This window comes from Paenibacillus sp. RU5M, assembly GCF_900221055.1.
GTDB classification, from domain to species: Bacteria; Bacillota; Bacilli; order Paenibacillales; family Paenibacillaceae; genus Paenibacillus; species Paenibacillus marchantiae.
Genome location: NZ_OBQM01000009.1, coordinates 63,018 through 80,702, shown reverse-complemented (window position 1 = coordinate 80,702; position 17,685 = coordinate 63,018). Strand labels below are relative to the sequence as shown.

19 protein-coding genes are annotated in these 17,685 nt (G+C 47.9%); 17 read left to right on the top strand and 2 right to left on the bottom strand.

What is annotated here, in order from left to right; all coding sequences use genetic code 11:
- Window positions 1-98 precede the first annotated feature (98 nt).
- The 4 genes from CRO25_RS23425 to CRO25_RS23410 all read left to right on the top strand — a co-directional run bounded on the left by CRO25_RS23425 (window position 99) and on the right by CRO25_RS23410 (window position 2,892).
- Window positions 99-1,058, top strand: coding sequence for an RHS repeat protein (locus tag CRO25_RS23425; protein WP_143806581.1), 960 nt, complete (start codon window positions 99-101; stop codon window positions 1,056-1,058).
- Window positions 1,010-1,924 (top strand): RHS repeat-associated core domain-containing protein, encoded by a 915-nt coding sequence (locus CRO25_RS23420; protein WP_079696610.1) that lies wholly within the window; start codon window positions 1,010-1,012, stop codon window positions 1,922-1,924. The genes CRO25_RS23425 and CRO25_RS23420 overlap by 49 nt, the downstream gene beginning before the upstream one ends.
- Window positions 1,925-1,944: 20 nt before the next feature.
- On the top strand, window positions 1,945-2,268 hold the full coding sequence (locus tag CRO25_RS23415) for a hypothetical protein (protein ID WP_079696609.1): 324 nt from the start codon (window positions 1,945-1,947) through the stop codon (window positions 2,266-2,268).
- Window positions 2,269-2,487: 219 nt separating this feature from the next.
- Window positions 2,488-2,892, top strand: coding sequence for a hypothetical protein (locus tag CRO25_RS23410; protein ID WP_079696608.1), 405 nt, complete (start codon window positions 2,488-2,490; stop codon window positions 2,890-2,892).
- A 380-nt stretch (window positions 2,893-3,272) separates the two neighbouring features.
- On the opposite strand, the gene CRO25_RS23405 is transcribed toward CRO25_RS23410, so the two are convergent.
- Complete coding sequence (locus tag CRO25_RS23405; RefSeq protein WP_063566692.1) at window positions 3,273-4,148, bottom strand: DUF72 domain-containing protein; 876 nt, start codon at window positions 4,146-4,148, stop codon at window positions 3,273-3,275.
- Between the two features lie 311 nt (window positions 4,149-4,459).
- Here CRO25_RS23405 and CRO25_RS23400 point away from each other — a divergent pair, with 311 nt between their 5' ends.
- From CRO25_RS23400 to CRO25_RS23380, 5 genes are all read left to right on the top strand, one after another.
- Window positions 4,460-5,203 carry a class I SAM-dependent methyltransferase gene (locus tag CRO25_RS23400; RefSeq protein ID WP_063566693.1) on the top strand — a complete coding sequence of 248 codons (744 nt, stop codon included), beginning with the start codon at window positions 4,460-4,462 and terminating at the stop codon, window positions 5,201-5,203.
- A gap of 18 nt (window positions 5,204-5,221) precedes the next feature.
- Window positions 5,222-6,211, top strand: coding sequence for an MBL fold metallo-hydrolase (locus CRO25_RS23395; RefSeq protein ID WP_079696607.1), 990 nt, complete (start codon window positions 5,222-5,224; stop codon window positions 6,209-6,211).
- Between the two features lie 170 nt (window positions 6,212-6,381).
- A complete protein-coding gene (locus CRO25_RS23390; protein WP_063566695.1) occupies window positions 6,382-6,777 on the top strand; it encodes a hypothetical protein in 396 nt (131 codons plus the stop codon).
- Window positions 6,774-7,817: an FAD:protein FMN transferase gene (locus CRO25_RS23385; protein ID WP_072735427.1), complete on the top strand. Its 1,044-nt coding sequence runs from the start codon at window positions 6,774-6,776 to the stop codon at window positions 7,815-7,817. Before CRO25_RS23390 ends, CRO25_RS23385 begins: the two co-directional genes overlap by 4 nt.
- A 33-nt stretch (window positions 7,818-7,850) precedes the next feature.
- Window positions 7,851-8,504 (top strand): ferric reductase-like transmembrane domain-containing protein, encoded by a 654-nt coding sequence (locus tag CRO25_RS23380; protein ID WP_063566697.1) that lies wholly within the window; start codon window positions 7,851-7,853, stop codon window positions 8,502-8,504.
- A 131-nt stretch (window positions 8,505-8,635) separates the two neighbouring features.
- Here the strand turns inward: CRO25_RS23380 and CRO25_RS23375 are convergent, their stop codons facing one another.
- Window positions 8,636-9,202 carry a phosphatidylglycerophosphatase A gene (locus CRO25_RS23375; RefSeq protein ID WP_063566698.1) on the bottom strand — a complete coding sequence of 189 codons (567 nt, stop codon included), beginning with the start codon at window positions 9,200-9,202 and terminating at the stop codon, window positions 8,636-8,638.
- A 214-nt stretch (window positions 9,203-9,416) separates the two neighbouring features.
- Between CRO25_RS23375 and CRO25_RS23370 the strand changes: the two genes are divergently transcribed.
- The 8 genes from CRO25_RS23370 (at window position 9,417) to CRO25_RS23335 (ending at window position 17,665) form a co-directional block, all read left to right on the top strand.
- Window positions 9,417-10,472, top strand: a complete 1,056-nt coding sequence (locus CRO25_RS23370) for a GerMN domain-containing protein (RefSeq protein ID WP_063566699.1) — start codon at window positions 9,417-9,419, stop codon at window positions 10,470-10,472.
- Window positions 10,473-10,617: 145 nt separating this feature from the next.
- Window positions 10,618-11,376 (top strand): ribonuclease PH, encoded by a 759-nt coding sequence (gene rph / locus CRO25_RS23365; RefSeq protein WP_053783129.1) that lies wholly within the window; start codon window positions 10,618-10,620, stop codon window positions 11,374-11,376.
- Window position 11,377: 1 nt separating this feature from the next.
- A complete protein-coding gene (locus tag CRO25_RS23360; protein ID WP_063566701.1) occupies window positions 11,378-12,001 on the top strand; it encodes an XTP/dITP diphosphatase in 624 nt (207 codons plus the stop codon).
- Window positions 12,002-12,368: 367 nt separating this feature from the next.
- Window positions 12,369-13,211 carry an STM4015 family protein gene (locus tag CRO25_RS23355; protein ID WP_063566702.1) on the top strand — a complete coding sequence of 281 codons (843 nt, stop codon included), beginning with the start codon at window positions 12,369-12,371 and terminating at the stop codon, window positions 13,209-13,211.
- Window positions 13,212-13,223: 12 nt separating this feature from the next.
- Complete coding sequence (locus tag CRO25_RS23350; RefSeq protein WP_244552227.1) at window positions 13,224-14,576, top strand: STM4014 family protein; 1,353 nt, start codon at window positions 13,224-13,226, stop codon at window positions 14,574-14,576.
- On the top strand, window positions 14,569-15,354 hold the full coding sequence (locus tag CRO25_RS23345) for an STM4013/SEN3800 family hydrolase (protein WP_072735426.1): 786 nt from the start codon (window positions 14,569-14,571) through the stop codon (window positions 15,352-15,354). Before CRO25_RS23350 ends, CRO25_RS23345 begins: the two co-directional genes overlap by 8 nt.
- A 53-nt stretch (window positions 15,355-15,407) precedes the next feature.
- Entirely contained in the window at window positions 15,408-16,805 is a 1,398-nt protein-coding gene (locus CRO25_RS23340; RefSeq protein ID WP_063566704.1) for an STM4012 family radical SAM protein, read from the top strand.
- Window positions 16,802-17,665: an STM4011 family radical SAM protein gene (locus CRO25_RS23335; protein WP_063566705.1), complete on the top strand. Its 864-nt coding sequence runs from the start codon at window positions 16,802-16,804 to the stop codon at window positions 17,663-17,665. Before CRO25_RS23340 ends, CRO25_RS23335 begins: the two co-directional genes overlap by 4 nt.
- The last annotated feature ends 20 nt before the right edge of the window (window positions 17,666-17,685 follow it).

Here is a 17,685-nt window from a genome sequence, read left to right as displayed (position 1 = left end):
TTGAATAATATATACACCTTGAACGACCACTTGCTTTGAGCAGGTGGTCGTTCAACTAAAGTAACCTATACAGACGCAAAGACTGTCCAGACAACGCTTTGACGAGATTGGTCGTTTGCTCGTCCAGACCGATCCCTTGGTATACGTATGATGCGAATGACAATGTGACGAAGGTGCTGGATCGCAAAGGGCAGGAACGCACCTACGTATACAACAGCCGCAACTTCCTGCTTGAGAACCGGGCCAGTGACGGCATGATCTCGTACACCTATGATGCCATGGGGCGGAGAACCAGTATGGGCGACCCTACCGGAAGCACCCAATATGCCTACACACCCGTTGGAGAACTGGAGAGCATCACGTATCCAGACGGAGCTACGCTAACGATGGGTTACGATGCCCGAGGCGTGCGGACCCGTCAGACCTTCCAGCAAGGCAATGACACGCTCAATCTGGGTATGTCGTACAAGGGAGCTTCTGTACTTCCAGCATCGCTTAACGTAACCAATGGGAGTGAAACGACGCTCGGCAGCTTCGCCTACACCTATCGGGGCAACAACAGTATGGCCGAGCAAAGTGCCGGGTCTGGCTGGAAAGAGACCTACACGTACAACGGCCTGAATCTGACCGGGCTCAGCCATACTTTCCAGGGAACAAACGGCCCGAGCTACAGTTATGCCTATGATAACAACCGAAATATGACGAGCAAAACAGATCAGGGGATCGCTTCCCAATTCACGTATGACAAGCTAAATCGAATTAAAACATCCAGCCCGTATCAGGAGACGTATACGTACGATGTGCGGGATAACCGGAGCAGTCTGGAAAGTGACCGGGAGTGGAATCCGCCTGTGCCAGCTTCTTATTCCTACGATGCTCGCAATCAACTCACAGGTGCTACGGTTAACGCTCAGACCGTGAGCTACCGTTACAATGGGGACGGTCTGATGACCTTTAGAAGAACAGGAGGCCAGACGACTCGTTACTACTACGTAATCGTGGACTGCTGGTGGCGGAAGGTACAGTCGGCAGTACAGGAGCGGTGCAGATCACGGTAGGGTACGTCTACGATGCCACCGGCAAACTGACCGCCCGACAGATCGCCGGAGCAAATCAGCTCCAGTCCTATGTGAATAATGGGCACGGGGATGTGACGGAAATCCGGGATGCATCCGGCAATATATTAAACCGATACACCTATGATATCTGGGGCAACCCGGAAACAACAGAGGAAACCGTCCCGAACGTCTTGCGTTATGCGGGAGAATATTGGGATGAGGTCACGGGCCTCCAGTACCTGAGAGCACGTTGGTACGACCCGTCCACGGCTCGTTTTATAAATGAGGATACGGTGGAAGGGGAACTTACGAATCCGCTGAGTTTGCATTTATACACGTATGTGGAAAACAATCCATTAATCTATGTCGACTCTAGTGGAGAGTCCAAAAGACCAGCAAAGAACTCTTTAGAAGGATTAGCATCTGGGAGCGGAAGTGCCAGTGCTGGCGCAGGTCGATCATCTGGAGGAAGTTTTGGTGGGGGCGGAAGTAAAGGAGGGGGGAGAGGAAGCAGTAGCAGCGGATCAAGTAGTAGTAAGCCATCGACATCAAGTAATGGGCAATCGAGCCAGGGGGCGGCTAAACTTTCGGAGTCGATTAGTAGTAAAGCTTTTAAACAAATATTTAAAAAGTGGGGTAAACAAGGTGTCGACGCCTTTGTAAAAGCAGCAAATAAGGGATTAGTGGGCCCGCAAGGACAGAATGGAATAAAATTATTAAAAGGTGACGGAATAAGCATTGGTGGTAAAACTTATACTCATGAAATTAAGGTTTTGAATAAAGAGTATGGTGATTATCGAATTTTTGGATATCTTGATGAGGCAGGTAAATTTATTTTTGATCAATTTAAAAAGGGATTACATTAATAATCAAGGAGTTGAGAAGTTTGAACACCGATGAACTCTTAAACTGGGCTTCAACGAACGATATAATTGAACGTGCTAAAAAAGCCTTTTGGTCATATATGGAAAACTATAAAATGGAGGAGCTGGATGAGTATAGAGAGTTATTTAATAATGTGGATTTGAATCTTCTAGATACAAACATTAGCAAAATAAGCTTAACAATTAATTATAGATTTGACGAGCCGATTAGTTTTGTATCTGTTTTTATAGAAATTATTTATGAGGAAGAAGAGTTGTGTATTTATGAGTCCTTATTTTCACTAGATGGAAGTGAGTTAGATGATTATTTAAGAATGACAAATTAGAAGAAAGTTCTATATTTGGTGGAGTTACGAAATTTAAATCAGGTATGAGTAGTGCTAGACATGAGATTGCAAAACAAAATGATGCCACTTACTCTCTATACTCAAATTCGCGGATTCCTCAAGCGATTAAGGATTGGCTTACAAAGAAGAGAATTGTCTTAAGGAATTTTTAGATTAAAAGGAGAGATGATCCATGTCTGTCTCATCATCTATTGAAATATGCTTATCAAAGCAAATATCAGGAATGACTATTCTAAGCAAATTAGAAAATTCGGTTGGTCGTATAACGATCACGGACATGCAACTTTCCTGCCCATCGGTGACGAAGATGATTATGGTTGGCAACACGTAAGTATTTCTAAAGAAGAGTTGTTAAAGATTCTAAGTACAAAAGAAAAGCAAAGAGAATTAATCGGGGTTGGAATGACTTGGAAGGATACGAATATAGGAGGCACTTTTTTAATTAGTGATAATGGCACTTTTGTAATGAGTCCTGATATTAATCGTAAAGTTGTTGAAGTAGAGAGTTACAGCAATATAACAGATATAAATTGGTACATGACCAAAATGATCCCTATATTTGGTCCATTATTTGAGTCAATTTCTTACTACAAACATGAATAAGTTCTTTCCCCTAATGAAACCTTGAGGCGAAACATCCTCAAGGTTGTTTTCTTATAAAAAATTAATCAGCACCTCTCCGCTTGACAAACCTTCGGAGAACGTATGGTTTGTGAGAAATGATTTCAGGTCTCAGGTCTTCTCGGTCAGATCAGTTATCAATATGATGGATATGGGCAATCCAACTGTGCTCCAACAGGAAGCCCATGTTACGGATGTGGACGGGAAGTAGGGATGAAGTGACAGGCCTCCAATAACTGAGAAGTGGTTTGGACGAACTGAGTGTCGGGCAATTTATTAGTGAGGATTTGCCCGAAGGTGAACTGATGAATCCGCTAAGCTTGAATCTGTAGCTTATTCTAGTTTAAATCTTGAGTTGAAGCTTAAAACAGCTCCAATTGCTCTGGTCCCTCTTCCTGCTCCGGCTCCGTACGGTCAGGAAAGGGCTTCACGGGCTGCTCCAGCAGCTCCATCATCATCTGTGCATTGGCAGCCGCGTCACCGCCCGAGTTGTTGTTGAAAATCACATACACATCTTTGCTCTGCTCTTGCAATTGCTCCAAATAACCTTTCCACTCCAGCAGCTCTTCCTGGTTGTAACGATACAGATAGCGGGTCTCGCGCCAATTGGGCGCACCATTCTGATGCCAGCCTGATACATTGCGCCCATGCATACGTACCAGCGTCATCTCGGCATCGGTAGCTTCGGGTACAATAGGGATAGATCCTGGCCCCGCCTGAGGTTCATCACAGACGCTGTGAATCCAGCCTTGTTCCTTCAGAAATGCAAGCGTTCGTTCGCGCATGCCCTCTTCATACCAGCTGCGATGACGAAATTCGAGGGCACACGGGATGCCTTCCATTCTCAGTTTTACTTCACGCAGTTCATTGACATTGTCCCGATTGCATTCAAACCACGGCGGGTACTGGAACAAGGCCGCTTGCATCTTGCCTGCTTCCATGACAGGCTCCAAGGATTCGCGAAAAGCCTTATACATCTCCGAGGTGCTTGTGAAATAGGGTTTTCCCCGCAGATGTCCTGTCATCCCTTGATAGGCTTTGACGATAAAAGCAAAGGACTCCGGCGTCTCCGCTGCCCAGCGTGCCATCCGATCCCGAGGCTGAACGGCGTAGAAGGAACTGTCTACCTCCACGGTCGTAAAATATTGTCCATACAGACGGAGCTTGTCTTTCGCTTTGGTACGGTTCGGGTACAAATCTTCCTGATCTCCCCAGCCCGTAAGTCCAATCCGAATCATAAATAACACCTCCTGCTGCTTCTTCTGATGTCGCGTTATATTTTAGTTGTCTAATGGCGTTCATGAAGTGAAGATGCCATAGTAGTTATATATCAATCTTCTATGTATAGTTAACCGATTCGCGTGGGCCTGACTATGTTTAACATTATATCGTGTGGTTTCCGGCCGTTCAATGTGGGCGAAGCTTGGAAATTTTTGAGTTTGAAGGATAAAGACGGTACAATGGCTAAAAGCTATAGAGATATGATCCGGCTGATATAACAGCGTATTACGGATAGTTGGGCCAGTGACCATGTGGAGGGCGATACGTAATGACGGAATGGTATGAAAAGAGTTTTGGAGAAGACTACCTTCTTGTGTACAAACATCGGGATGTGCAAGGTGCATATCAGGAAGTACATAAAATGATCAATTGGTTAAAGCTTCAGCCAAAGTCCAAGGTACTTGACCTGTGCTGTGGTATGGGCCGACATTCTCTGGCCCTTGCAGATGCTGGTTTTCAGGTGACCGGAATCGACCTGTCTGATGTGCTTCTGCGTGAAGCACGCAGCATGGATACCGAACATCGTGTAGAGTGGTATCACGCCGATATGCGCGAGCTTCCACTGAAGGGCGGATTTGACGCCGTGGTCAATCTATTTACCTCATTTGGCTATTTCCGAGAGGATGGAGAGCAACTAAGAGTGTTACGCGCCATTCATCGGATGCTGAAGCCGGGGGGCAGCTATATTATTGATTTCATGAACACGGCTTATGTGACTCGTCATCTGGTGCAGCATTCAACACGTGAAAGCGAAGGACAGAATATTGAGGAATTTCGCAAGATCCAGGATGGATTTGTGCAAAAAGAAATTCACATTACCGATACCGAATCGGGCCAAAAACCACGAATCTATCAGGAACGCGTCAAGCTGTACACTCGCGAACAACTACGTGATCTGCTTCACGAGGCAGGACTCGTGGTGGATCAGGTACATGGCGGTTATGATGAAGAGAAGTACGATGAGCAGACATCGCCGCGGATGATTTTTGTCGGTCATCGGCCGGAGCAGTAGAGTTGGAGGAGAATATTAATGAAGCGAACGGAATCCATTCCCATGCCAGCAGGCATGCATCGGGTTAAGATTACAATGGCTTTTCCACTGCGTTGGGTGAACAGCTATGTGCTTCATGAACCGGATGGAACAATAACGATTGTTGACCCGGGACCACGCAGTACTGAGACGGAACAGGAGTGGCACGAAGCACTCGCAGATTTCAATTTAACTTTTCAGGATATTAGTCAGATTGTACTGACCCACCATCACCCCGATCATCTGGGGTTGTCCGGCTGGATACAGCAGCAAACGGGTGTGCCTGTTCGAATGTCCACACGATCCCGCCAGGAAGCGGATTACATGTGGGGAACGGAGGCAACTATAAATACAGTTTTGCCTGAATATTATAGTCACCATGGAATGCCGGAAGACAAGACGCAGCAGATCCGTGAACATATGGAGGGATTCATCTCACAGATTACGCCACTTCCCGTAGTGACACCGATTGAAGATGGCGAATGGTTGGTTATGGGCGGGAAAAAGTGGCGTGCTGTAGAAACAGGTGGTCACGCGCCAGGACATCTATCCTTCTATGCGCCAGAATCCAGGGAGATCTTGTGTGGAGATGCCGTATTGCCGCAGATCTCACCGAATATTAGCCTGCAGCCGGGAAGTGACGATCAGCCTTTATTGTCTTATATGGAAGGGCTGCATCGACTGGGGGCTTTGGATGTAGAAGTGGCATATCCAGGGCATCGGAATCCGTTTGGCCATTTTGGCGATCGAACGGTTCATCTGCTTACTCATCATGAAGAGCGCCTTCAGAAGATGATGGAGCGAATCCGGGAAGCACCGACGAATGCGTATGATATCTGTGTGTTTATGTTTGGTGACCGATTGGGAACACATCAGCTTCGTTTTGCGATGAGCGAGACTTTGGCGCACCTGCAGGAATTGATCCGGCGGGAGCGTATAGTACAGGAGCAGCAGCCCGACGGAGTGTTCTTTTTTATCGAAAATACTTAGGATGACAAGACTTTGACCAGGAGAACTGCCTGTTCAGAGTCTTTTTTTTTGCGTGTAACGACTCCAATGAATGAAAGCTTTAGTCTCTCTTAACCGTTCATTCATCTTCTTTTAAGGCAGCACTTCTATGATAAATGCATGAACTTCGCCAGAGAAAGCAGGGAAGAGCGATGACTAGGAAAAAACGAAATCAATGGAGAAAATGGCAAGCCTCAGCGGCAGCAACGTTGACCGTGGCTGCACTCTTTCAATATGTAAGAACTTCTGATGCCTTTGATGTCGCTTATGCGGCGGCTAATGGTACCGATATAAGCAGTACAGCTTCTACTCAGATAGATGCTCAGGATGATGTCATGGACGAATGGACGAACAACGCAGATGGCAATTCCGATGCATCGTCCAATGAGGGCTATAGCCTGGATGAGGGAACGGCCGATGGAAGCAATGCCATCGGTTCGAATCAAGGCAGGTCTTCGGGCGGTTGGATAACAGATCAGAACAGCAATCAGGATACAGACTCCGGATACAGCCGTGGCAATTATCAGTCACGCACGGGTGCATCATGAGCCGCACGGAGCAAGTCTCCCGTCTTCTTAAGTTCCGCTTCCGGGCGATGAACACGGACGTGGAAGTTCAGTTAGCCGCAGGACGGGAAGAAGCTGAGCATGCAGCAGCCTTGGTGAAGAATTGGTTCGAAGCGCAGGAACAGCGTTTCAGCCGATTTGTGGCAGACAGTGAATTGAATCGTCTGAATCGTTGCACAGGATGGATGCCCATCTCCGCAGCAATGGATGAAGTGTTAAGTTTGGCATACGGTTATATTGGACAGACGGAAGGGATTTTTCAGCCAGGTATTTCTCAGGCTCTACGGGCTTCTGGTTACGATGTCAGCTTCGAGCAGCTGCAACAAAGAGAGCTTCAGCAATCTGGAACCGAACGCAGATTGGACATCCGACAATTGGATATAACAGATATGCTGAGAGACGAATATGACTATAGCCGCCCACGTTGGATTCAAAGGGAAGGCAGCCGAATGGTTCATAAAGACCCTGGGACTGAGCTGGACCTTGGGGGCATTGTTAAGGGTTGGGCCGTTGAGCGTATCGCCGATTGGCTGCAACGTACACTTCATATTTCAGCCGGATTAATCAATGCAGGTGGAGATATTCAGGCATGGGGGACAACACTTCATCCGATGTGGTCCGTGCAAGTCACCGATCCTTATCAGGAGGAGCGTAATCTGATAGGGAATATTCAATTGAGGAAAGGTGCAATTGCTACTTCAGGAGTGGTACGAAGACAGTGGCAGAATACGGACGGAAGCCTTTCACATCACTTAATTGATCCCCGGACGATGGAGCCAGCAGATACGGATGTGCTACAGTGTACCGTTCTGGGCCAGCATACTTCGCAATGTGAGATTATTGCCAAGACCGTCTGTATTTTGGGAAGTGCCGATGCAGTAGGTTGGTTAAACCGTCATTACGACCGGCATGATGTCCTGTGGATGACCCGGGATGGGAGCACTTATTTTAGAGGAAATACCGACACGCTCGCTGAACGCTGGCCTGGTTTCGATCCGGATCACCGCTTCAGTCTTATATAAACGACAAGTCTATCAGATATGGGGGAGCCGGTTATGGCGCAATGGATTGTAGATTACCTGCCGACGTGGAATATCATTCGAATTAGTGGGATCGCCGCTTATTTGCTGCTCTTTGCGGGGGTATTTCTGGGAATTGCTCAAGGCATGCCCATGGCTAAAGGCAAACCTAAAGCGGCCATGTTTAAATGGCATACCCGAACGACCTGGCTCGCCTTTGGACTTGGGCTCGTGCATGCGTTAACCCTATATATTGATCACTATAGTCCATTCACCTGGAGTGAACTGCTCATTCCGTTTACGGCTTCAGTACATCCGATCGGCAGCGGACTGGGCACGTTATCCTTCTATGGTTTGGTGATCGTTCTGCTATCCAGTGATCTGCGTAACAAGCTCGGCCGCAAATGGTGGTTTATGTTCCATATGTTGTCTTATCCCGTATTCATCGGTTTATTGTTCCATGGCATGGTTACCGGCTCTGATTCAGGCAATGTGATTTTGCGTCTGATGTATGTGTTTACTGGCTTGAGCATTCTTGGTATTACGGTACTTCGTGGCATGCTGAGAGAACGCAAAGGCCCGGAAATTACAATTGGACCCAGTCGTGTACAGCCTAAGCCAGCAGCGGAACAGAAATGGGCTGAGGTGTATCGTTTGGCGGGAGCGGGAAGACAGGAGCATCTGAAATAGCGTATTACAAAAATAAGTGAATCAACACAAAAGAAGCGGCCTTCGTGGCCGCCTTTTTGTCATGATCAGAAGAAGTCTGATTGTTGAATTTACTTGGTTCGTTCATTTCCAACTCCTATTACACATGCAAATTATACGATATCATCGCTGACAGGTTTTTCTCCCAAAGCTTCTTCAAGCTCCGATTGTTTGCGATGCGCAATCCGGCTGCTGGCCGCTGAGGCAATGGCCCCCACGATATCATCCAGAAACGTATGCACAGGCCCGAGACTCTTGTCGTTTAAACGTTCAAGCACACCGGGTTTTAGCTTGTCTACATAACCGTAGTTCGTAAATCCGATACTTCCGTATACGTTGACGATGGAGAATGCGAGAATCTCATCCACGCCATATAACCCTTCATCATTCTCAATCATCTCCTGCAAAGGAGAAATGAGTAAGCCTTGCTCTGCCAGCAAGTCCAGTTGAATACCTGTCAGGACTGCGTTCTGCACCTCACGTTTGCGTAATACTTTCTCCACATTGTCGATACATTCTTCCATCGTTAGACCTGGGTAATACTTATTTTGCAGCATCATGACCAGTTCTGCGATCTCAGGGATCGTAACGCCCCGCTTGTGCAGCCATTCCCTCGTTGCCTCTGCCACTTTACGGCTATTCAGGCTGTAAGGGATTTTTTCTTGCTCCGGATGTTCCATGGGCGATTCCTCCTCTGAAGTTAGCATTGTCCCTACACTTGTATCCTAATACGTTATTAACCGTTTTGGGTTTCTTTGCTATCCCTCGATGGGGATGGAAAGCCTGTTTTCAGTTTTATGCATGATGAGCTTGTTTAAAAAGTAGTTATTTTTTGGGCAAAGGCTCGTATACATGGTAGTACAAACTGTAAAAATGATGAGGGGGAACGTGATCATGAGTAAGATCCGTTATTTGCGTACAGCTTCTGCAGCTGCACTGTTGAGTATTCCTGTGGTGTTATCCGGATGTGGTATGTTTGGGGCACAGTCCTCCGAGGCTATTGATCCACCGCCGCCGATTCAGGAAGCGGCCATGATTCAGGCGGCCGAAGGCAACGGATCACTTGCCAAGCTGCCACTTACAACCGTGTATCTGCAGGACCAGCAAGGTTTATTGGCTCCAGTATCCATGACACTTCCGTCGGGCACGGACGTCAGCAGTCCCAAGACCGCTCTGGATACACTTGTGACGGGTGGTCCATATGCTGGGATGTTGCCTGAAGGATTTCAGGGCGTTCTCCCGCAGGGTACCGTTGTTCAGAACGTAACGATTCATTCGGATGATAAACTGGCAGTCGTGGAGTTCTCCGGCAATTTTGCCAAGTATGATGCCAAGAACGAGCGCAAAATGCTGGAGGCTGTCACCTGGACTCTCACCGGCACACCAGATGTGCAGAATGTACAGATTTGGGTAGACGGCAAAAAGTTAACGCAAATGCCAGTAAACAGCACACCGCTGCCGGAACCGCTGAATCGGGCGGTAGGCATTAATCTTGATTTGGGTGATACATTCACGACCAACAGCAGTCCGGTAACGGTTTATTTCTCAGCCGCTTCGCCAGCAGGCATTCAATATTACGTCCCGGTTACACGTCTAGTGACACCAGGTGGAGACCGGGTGCAGGCGGCGTTGAATGAACTGATCAAGGGGCCAGCCAAAGGCGGCGAGCTGGAAGAGGTTATGACGGGCGGAACGCAGCTGCAATCGGTCAAAACGTCTGAGGATGGAACCGTAACGGTTGCACTCAAAGATGATATGTTCACTGAGGGAGATGTCGTGCCAAGTGAACTGCTGCAATCCGTTGTATTGACTACGGCCGAGAATACAGCTGGCAAGGAAGCTAAAGTCCAGATCGAATGGAATGGGCAAAAGACAGTCATGAGTGATGATAATCGGGATTACAGTGCCCCAGTATCGAAGCCTGAATATATCAATGAAATTCCAATTTAAGTCACAAAGGCGTTTTAGCCTACTGTTGGTAGAACTCTTTGGGGGACAGGATGCTTTTAAGTGAACTCTTTGGTAATATAGAAGGGATTAGTAAAAGTGTGAACAAGCTCGACATTACAGGATGCTTAAGTCGTAGGAGGCAGAAATGATGAGATCTAACGGACGAACCAGCGACCAGCTGCGCCCGATGAATTTAACAATTAACACGAATAAATACGCCGAAGGTTCTGTACTGATTGAAGTGGGAGATACCAAGGTTATTTGTACAGCTACGGTGGAGGAACGTGTTCCTCCCTTTATGAAAGGGCAGGGTAAAGGCTGGGTAACAGCTGAATACTCCATGCTGCCACGTGCAACACATACCCGTAATCAACGTGAAGCGAACCGCGGCAAATTGACTGGACGCACCATGGAAATTCAGCGTCTAATTGGCCGGGCACTGCGCTCGGTCGTTAACTTGCAGGCGCTTGGTGAACGTACGATTACACTGGACTGTGATGTAATTCAAGCAGACGGAGGTACACGCACAACGTCCATTACTGGTTCGTTTGTAGCTCTGGCACTCGCGGTGAACAAAATTGCCCAACAGCATAAATTGCAAGTATTCCCGATTACGGATTTCATTGCAGCGGTAAGTGTGGGTGTAGTTGGAGAACAGCCTGTGCTGGATCTGAACTATGATGAAGATTCCAAAGCCAAGGTAGATATGAACCTCGTGATGACAGGCGGCGGGAAATATGTGGAGCTTCAGGGAACAGGTGAAGAAGCACCATTTGACCGTCGTGAGCTGAACGCGATGCTGGAGCTGGGTGAGCAGGGCATTCTGGAGATGATTGAGCGTCAAAAAGAAGTTCTCGGACCCATTGCACTCAAGATCGGTGCTCGTGGATTAGGAGAAGCCTAACATGAGTCTGGATAGCCCAATTATCATTGTCGCAACCCGTAATGCAGGGAAAGTACGTGAATTCGCTCATGCATTCGCTCCACTGGGCAAAGAGGTCAAAAGCATGTTCGACTATCCGGAGCTGCCGGATGTTGTTGAGGATGGCGTAACCTTTGCAGATAATGCCTGGAAGAAAGCCAAAACGGTGGGCGATGCTCTTGGTTTGCCTGTCCTAGCTGACGATTCGGGATTGTGCGTGGATCTGCTGGACGGTGACCCGGGAGTGTATTCTGCGAGGTATGCAGGCGAGGGTGCAACCGATGAGAAGAACAATGCCAAACTGCTTGAAGCGCTGGAATCGCTCAAATCCGGTGAGGATACGGAGCAACCGCTTTTGAGTCCAGCAAGATTCGTCTGTGCATTGGTGCTGTATGATCCGGCAACCGGAGACAAGTATGAATCAGAAGGCATGGTGGAAGGCTGGATCACAGCTGAGGCAGCCGGTGGTGGCGGTTTTGGATATGACCCACTCTTCTATGTGCCTGAATATGAGATGACGATGGCCGAGCTTACGCTGGAGCAAAAGCAGGCGATCAGTCACCGGGGCCATGCCCTGAGAGCGCTCGTATCCAGCCTGAAAGGCTGAGATTCAAACGAATCAGCTCATATGAATATGAATGTATAAGGTGAATTATGGCCTTGCTTAAATATCAAAGCGTTAGTGGAAGGTAAGAGTCATTCCTGTGGAATGCTTCACCGACCATTAACGTTTTTTTATTTTTATGAGTGGAGCAGATTCGTTTAAAGCCAATACGTGGGACCCAAAATAAATCCCGCTTTTTTTAGTGAAAATATCGGAACGTACGTTCTTGTACCTATATAAAAAATACGGATATTTCACGTTTGAGCAGCGCATTAGGACCGGGGTTGGAAGAAGTTGCAAGTCTTGTACAGTATGGGTTAACATTCAAGTTAACGAATCATCAATGAACTCAAACGGAGGGGATTTGCTTATGCAAGAAGTGAAGCTTACGGTGTCTTATGATGATTATGAGAACGGTATTCGTATGGAAACGTTGATTAGGGAACTGGCTGCCAAACCGGAGGCTGGTTCGCTGGAGAGTCTGATTATTGGAGACTGGGGGCAGGCTTATGAAAATTCGCCGGATGAATTTATGGGCACGCTCATCGAGCTGGCTCCCAGCTTTCCTTCTTTGAAGAAACTGTTCATCGGAGATATGGGCTTTGAAGAATGCGAAGTATCATGGATTATTCAGACGGATCTCACACCACTATTGGCTGCTTTTCCTGAATTGAAGTCATTCTCAGTGAAGGGCAGCAGCGGACTAAGTCTGGAACCCATCGAACATGCCAAACTTGAAGAATTAATCATTATTTGCGGTGGTCTTCCCAAAAGCGTGTTAGCTTCAATTGCCCGGGCTAAGTTGCCTGAATTGCGTAAGCTTGAGCTGTATCTGGGCGTGGATGATTATGGATTCGACGGTTCACTTCAAGATGTACTTCCACTTTTGGAACAGGGCTTATTTCCAAAGCTCGTATACCTGGGTCTGAAAGACAGTGAAATTCAGGATGAGATTGCGAAAGCTGCGGCTGAGGCACCCATTCTGGATCAACTTGAAATCCTGGATCTGTCAGAGGGCACGTTGTCTGATGAAGGGGCAGAGGCGCTGCTCGCTAGTGATAAGATCAAAAAACTGAAACATCTCAATCTTAGTTACCACTACATGACAGACGACATGCTCATTCGCTGGAAACGTTCAGGTATACACGTAGATGTTAGCGAGCAACAACAGAGTGATGAAGATGACTGGCGTTACCCGTCGTTAACGGAATAAATGATGTCAGGCATGACAGAAATGGAAGAAAATTTGCAAAGCCCAGTTAAGGATTCGGATATGACGCTGGAGCAGCCGTTATTGTTAATTGGAAACCCGAATAATCGCCGAACCCTTGGATTACAGGAGGCAAGACAGCGTATTGGCTTACAACCTGCACTTGTGCTGCCTTATGCCCGGTTGCTAAAGACTTGGAGACGGGGCGGAACCATGGCGGATGCCGTACAGCAATGTCTGGAAGGGCGAGGGACTACACACGTTAAGGGAGAGCCGTGGATATCTTCACCAGCATCGATATTATATGCGAATCATGATTTAGTTCATGGAGTGAATAGTGTACCTCTTATTCGACTGGATGCCCCTGGTGAGGAATGGGAAGTAGAGCGTGAGCTGCTCTTTCTTGGAGCTGTGAATGATGTATCTCCGTTAATCGATGGCCTTTCTGCGGGAATGATTCCGGCAGAACAGACACTCACTCTTGAACAGGAGTGGGGACGGATCTACGCGCCCAACCAATGGTTTCGTGGCTGGAAGGCCTGTTTGGAACGAATTCGCCATGAAGCTCTGGAATATTGGCCTAATGCCCGGTTCATGAATGATCCTCATGACATTGCGATTATGTTTGATAAAAGGAAATGCCAGCAGCATCTATCTGTCCATGGCGTTCACGTTCCCCCAACGCTCCAATCTTCGGAACCGATCCGCAATTATGCGGACCTGCGTACAGCGATTACAACAGCCGGTATGAATCGCGTTTTCGTGAAACTTGCATGTGGCTCCGGGGCTTCAGGCGTTGTTGCCTATCAAATTAATCCGCGAACGGGTGCCGAAATCGCTATAACCACTGTGGGAATGGAACGGGTTCAGGGAAAGGTCATTTTTTATAATGAAGGCCGGTTGCGCAGGTACACACATACTTCAGAGATTTCTGCGCTGATGGATTGGCTGTGTTCTGAGGGTGCCCAGATTGAACGTTGGATGGCAAAAGCATCCCTGGGTTCAAGCGTATTTGATATTCGCCAGCTTGTGGCAGGTGGACAAGCAGGTCATGCCATCGTACGGCTAAGTCAGACACCAATCACCAATTTGCATTTGCGTAATGAGCGGTTGCTGCCTGCAGAAGCAGGGCTGGATGAACAGCGGATGGATAGAGTTCAGACAGCAGCGAAAGCAGCAATGGCTGCCTTCCCCAACTCATGGTCTGCCGGGATTGATGTGATGCTCAGTGGAGGTACTGAGCCGCGTGCCTATATTCTGGATGTGAATCCGTTCGGAGATTTGTTGTACAGAGTGCAGCATAACGGACTTGGAACCTATGAATGGCAAATGGAACTTTTGCGAAAGGAGCCTTACAACCATGACTGATATGAACACCATCGTAGGCTCCCATGATCTATTAATGGTTACGCTGGACACGTTAAGGTATGACGTGGCTAAGCTGGAGGAACAGAATTGCCCCAACCTGTGCGGTACGGGTCCTTGGGAGAAGCGCCATACTCCGGGAAGTTTTACCTATGCGGCACATCATGCTTTTTTTGGTGGCTTCATGCCTACACCTGCCAATACGGACAAAGCCTCCCACGTACGACTTTTTCATTCCCGAAATACCGGATTAAAGACGCATCCGCATACGTGGCTGTTTGACACACCGGATATCGTATCCGGGTTAGCGGCTGAAGGATACCGTACGATTTGTATTGGCGGGGTCATTTTCTTCACCAAGAAAAATCCACTTGCCAAAGTGCTGCCGGGTTATTTTCAGCAAAGCTATTGGCGGATGAATTTTGGGGTAACCAATCCTAAATCAACTGAGCATCAGGTTCAGCATGCCTTGAAGCTGCTGGAGCAAAGCGCACCGGATGAGAGGTTGTTTTTGTTCCTGAATGTGTCTGCTATCCATGGTCCCAATCGCTATTTTGTGGAGGGTGCAAGAGAGGACTCGGTAGAAACACAGCGTGCAGCGCTTCGGTATGTGGACGAGGCCCTTGGGCCATTGTTTGATGCAATGAGGCAGCGTTCACGGCCTACGTTTTGTTTAGCTTTTTCCGATCATGGAACGGCGTATGGGGAGGACGGTTATCAGGGGCACAGGCTTGCGCATGATGTTGTCTGGAATGTGCCTTACCGTGAATTTATTTTATAGAACTAATGATTCATATCATCAACAACTACAAACCGGATATAGGGAGGAAACCGATGGACGATCAATCTCAACATACGACAGCAGGTCATTCCGCACAGTCCGGATCCAATACAGCTACAGGTCTCAGAGAAGTGCTTGCTTCCCCCTATCGCTCTTATTTATATTCGTATCCCCACAAGACCGCATATCGGGAGTTGAACCCACCTTTACCGCTCGGTCCATTGTGGGAACGTGAGAATACCGATACGTATTTTTTATATATGCACATTCCGTTTTGTGCCGCTCGTTGCGGATTCTGCAACCTGTTCACGTTGCCGGATCGTCGTGATGACACCCATGTGCGTTATGTGGATGCGCTGGAACGGCAAGCCAAACAGTGGGCACCACTCACATCACGGAGACCCTATTCGAGGTTTGCCATCGGTGGTGGGACGCCCACATTATTAAATGAAATTCAATTGAACCGCTTGTTCGATATTGCGGAACAGGTGATGGGGCTCGATCCAACGCAAGCTTCGATCTCGGTAGAAACATCACCGGATACCGTGACGGAAGCCAAATTGGCGATCATGAAGGAGCGAAGTGTGGACCGGGTAAGTATGGGCATCCAAAGTTTTATCGAAGCCGAAGCCTCGGCCATTTACCGTCCGCAAAAACCACAGGAAGTGGAACGCGCGCTTGAGAAGCTTACACGGTATGAATTCCCTCTGTTGAATCTGGACCTAATCTATGGTCTGCCAGGACAAACGGTGGAATCATGGCTGTATTCGCTGGAACGTGTCCTTTCATATGAACCGGGTGAGATTTTCATTTACCCACTGTACACCCGCGAGAATACCATTGTGAAACCGGATGATATACAACGTCAGGGACCGGATATTCGGATGGAGCTGTATAAGGCTGCGCGTGAGACTTTAAAAAGCAGAGGCTATGTCCAGTATTCCATGCGCAGATTTGCCAAAGAACAATCATCTTCTGGAAGCAAAGAGCTTCTACCCTACAGCTGTCAGGAGGAAGGCATGGTTGGTCTGGGTTGCGGTGCACGCTCTTATACCAGTGAAGTACACTATGCTTCCAAGTATGGTGTTAGTTATAAGACCACACAGAGCATCATCGCCGATTATGTGGCAACCGAGCGTTATGATGTGGCCGATTACGGCATTGTACTCAGCCGGGAGGAGCAGAAGCGCCGCTTTATTCTGAAAGCCCTGCTGCATCGGGAAGGTTTGGCGCTGTCGGATTATGATCAGCGATTCGGGACGGAAGTCCTGTCAGACTACGGATGGTTGAGTGAACTGTTGTCTGAGGGCATGGCTGAGCTTGAGCAGGACGATAAGGGTAACCGGGTACTGCGTCTGACAGAAGAGGGACTAGGCTACTCGGATGCCATTGGAGATTGGCTCATATCCGCTGAGGTTCGTGAACAAATGGAAGGGTTTGTGTTCTCATGAGAGCAACCTTGTATTATCGGGGGAAGCTGTCGTCCTGTAATTACGACTGTCCATACTGCCCGTTTAGCAAAACGGTAGATTCCAAGGAGACGTTGGAAGTGGATGAACAACAACTGCGTCAATTTGTGAATTGGGTTAAGGATCAGGAGAGTGCTGGACATCAATTTTCGATTTTCTTTAACCCTTATGGAGAAGCTCTGGTAAGACGTTGGTATCGGGAAGCGATGATTGAACTATCGCATATGCCACATGTGGATAAAATTGCAGTCCAAACCAATCTGTCTGTCAAACTGGACTGGGCGCGCGAAATGAACCGGGATAAAGCGGCATTCTGGGCAACCTATCACCCGCGTGAAACGAAGGAGTCTTCCTTCGTCAAACAATGTTTGACTTTACGTGAGATGGGACTTGCTTTCAGTGTGGGGACGGTTGGATTGCGCAGCGCATTTCCTGCTATTGAATCGATGAGGCAGGCGTTACCCGATGACGTGTATATGTGGATCAATGCATTTAAAGATCGACCCAATTATTACAGCGTGGAAGAGGTCGACTTTTTACGATCCGTTGATCCGCTGTTTGATGGGAACCTGCGGGATTATGATAGTCTGGGCAAGCGCTGTTCCGCTGGTTCGGAGGTATTTTATGTGCAAGGGTCAGGGCATGTAAAAAGGTGTTACAAGGATCGTCGAATTATTGGGCATCTCTACCGCGATGGTTTGCAGGCTTTGGCCGCAGATCGGCCGTGTGGCATGAAGAAGTGTGGCTGTTACATCGGTTATATTCATATGGAGGATTCTCCGTTCAGAGATATCTTTGGAAGTGGATTGCTTGAACGTAATCCGGTACTGATCAATCCATAGATATCGGTAAAGGGGTGCTT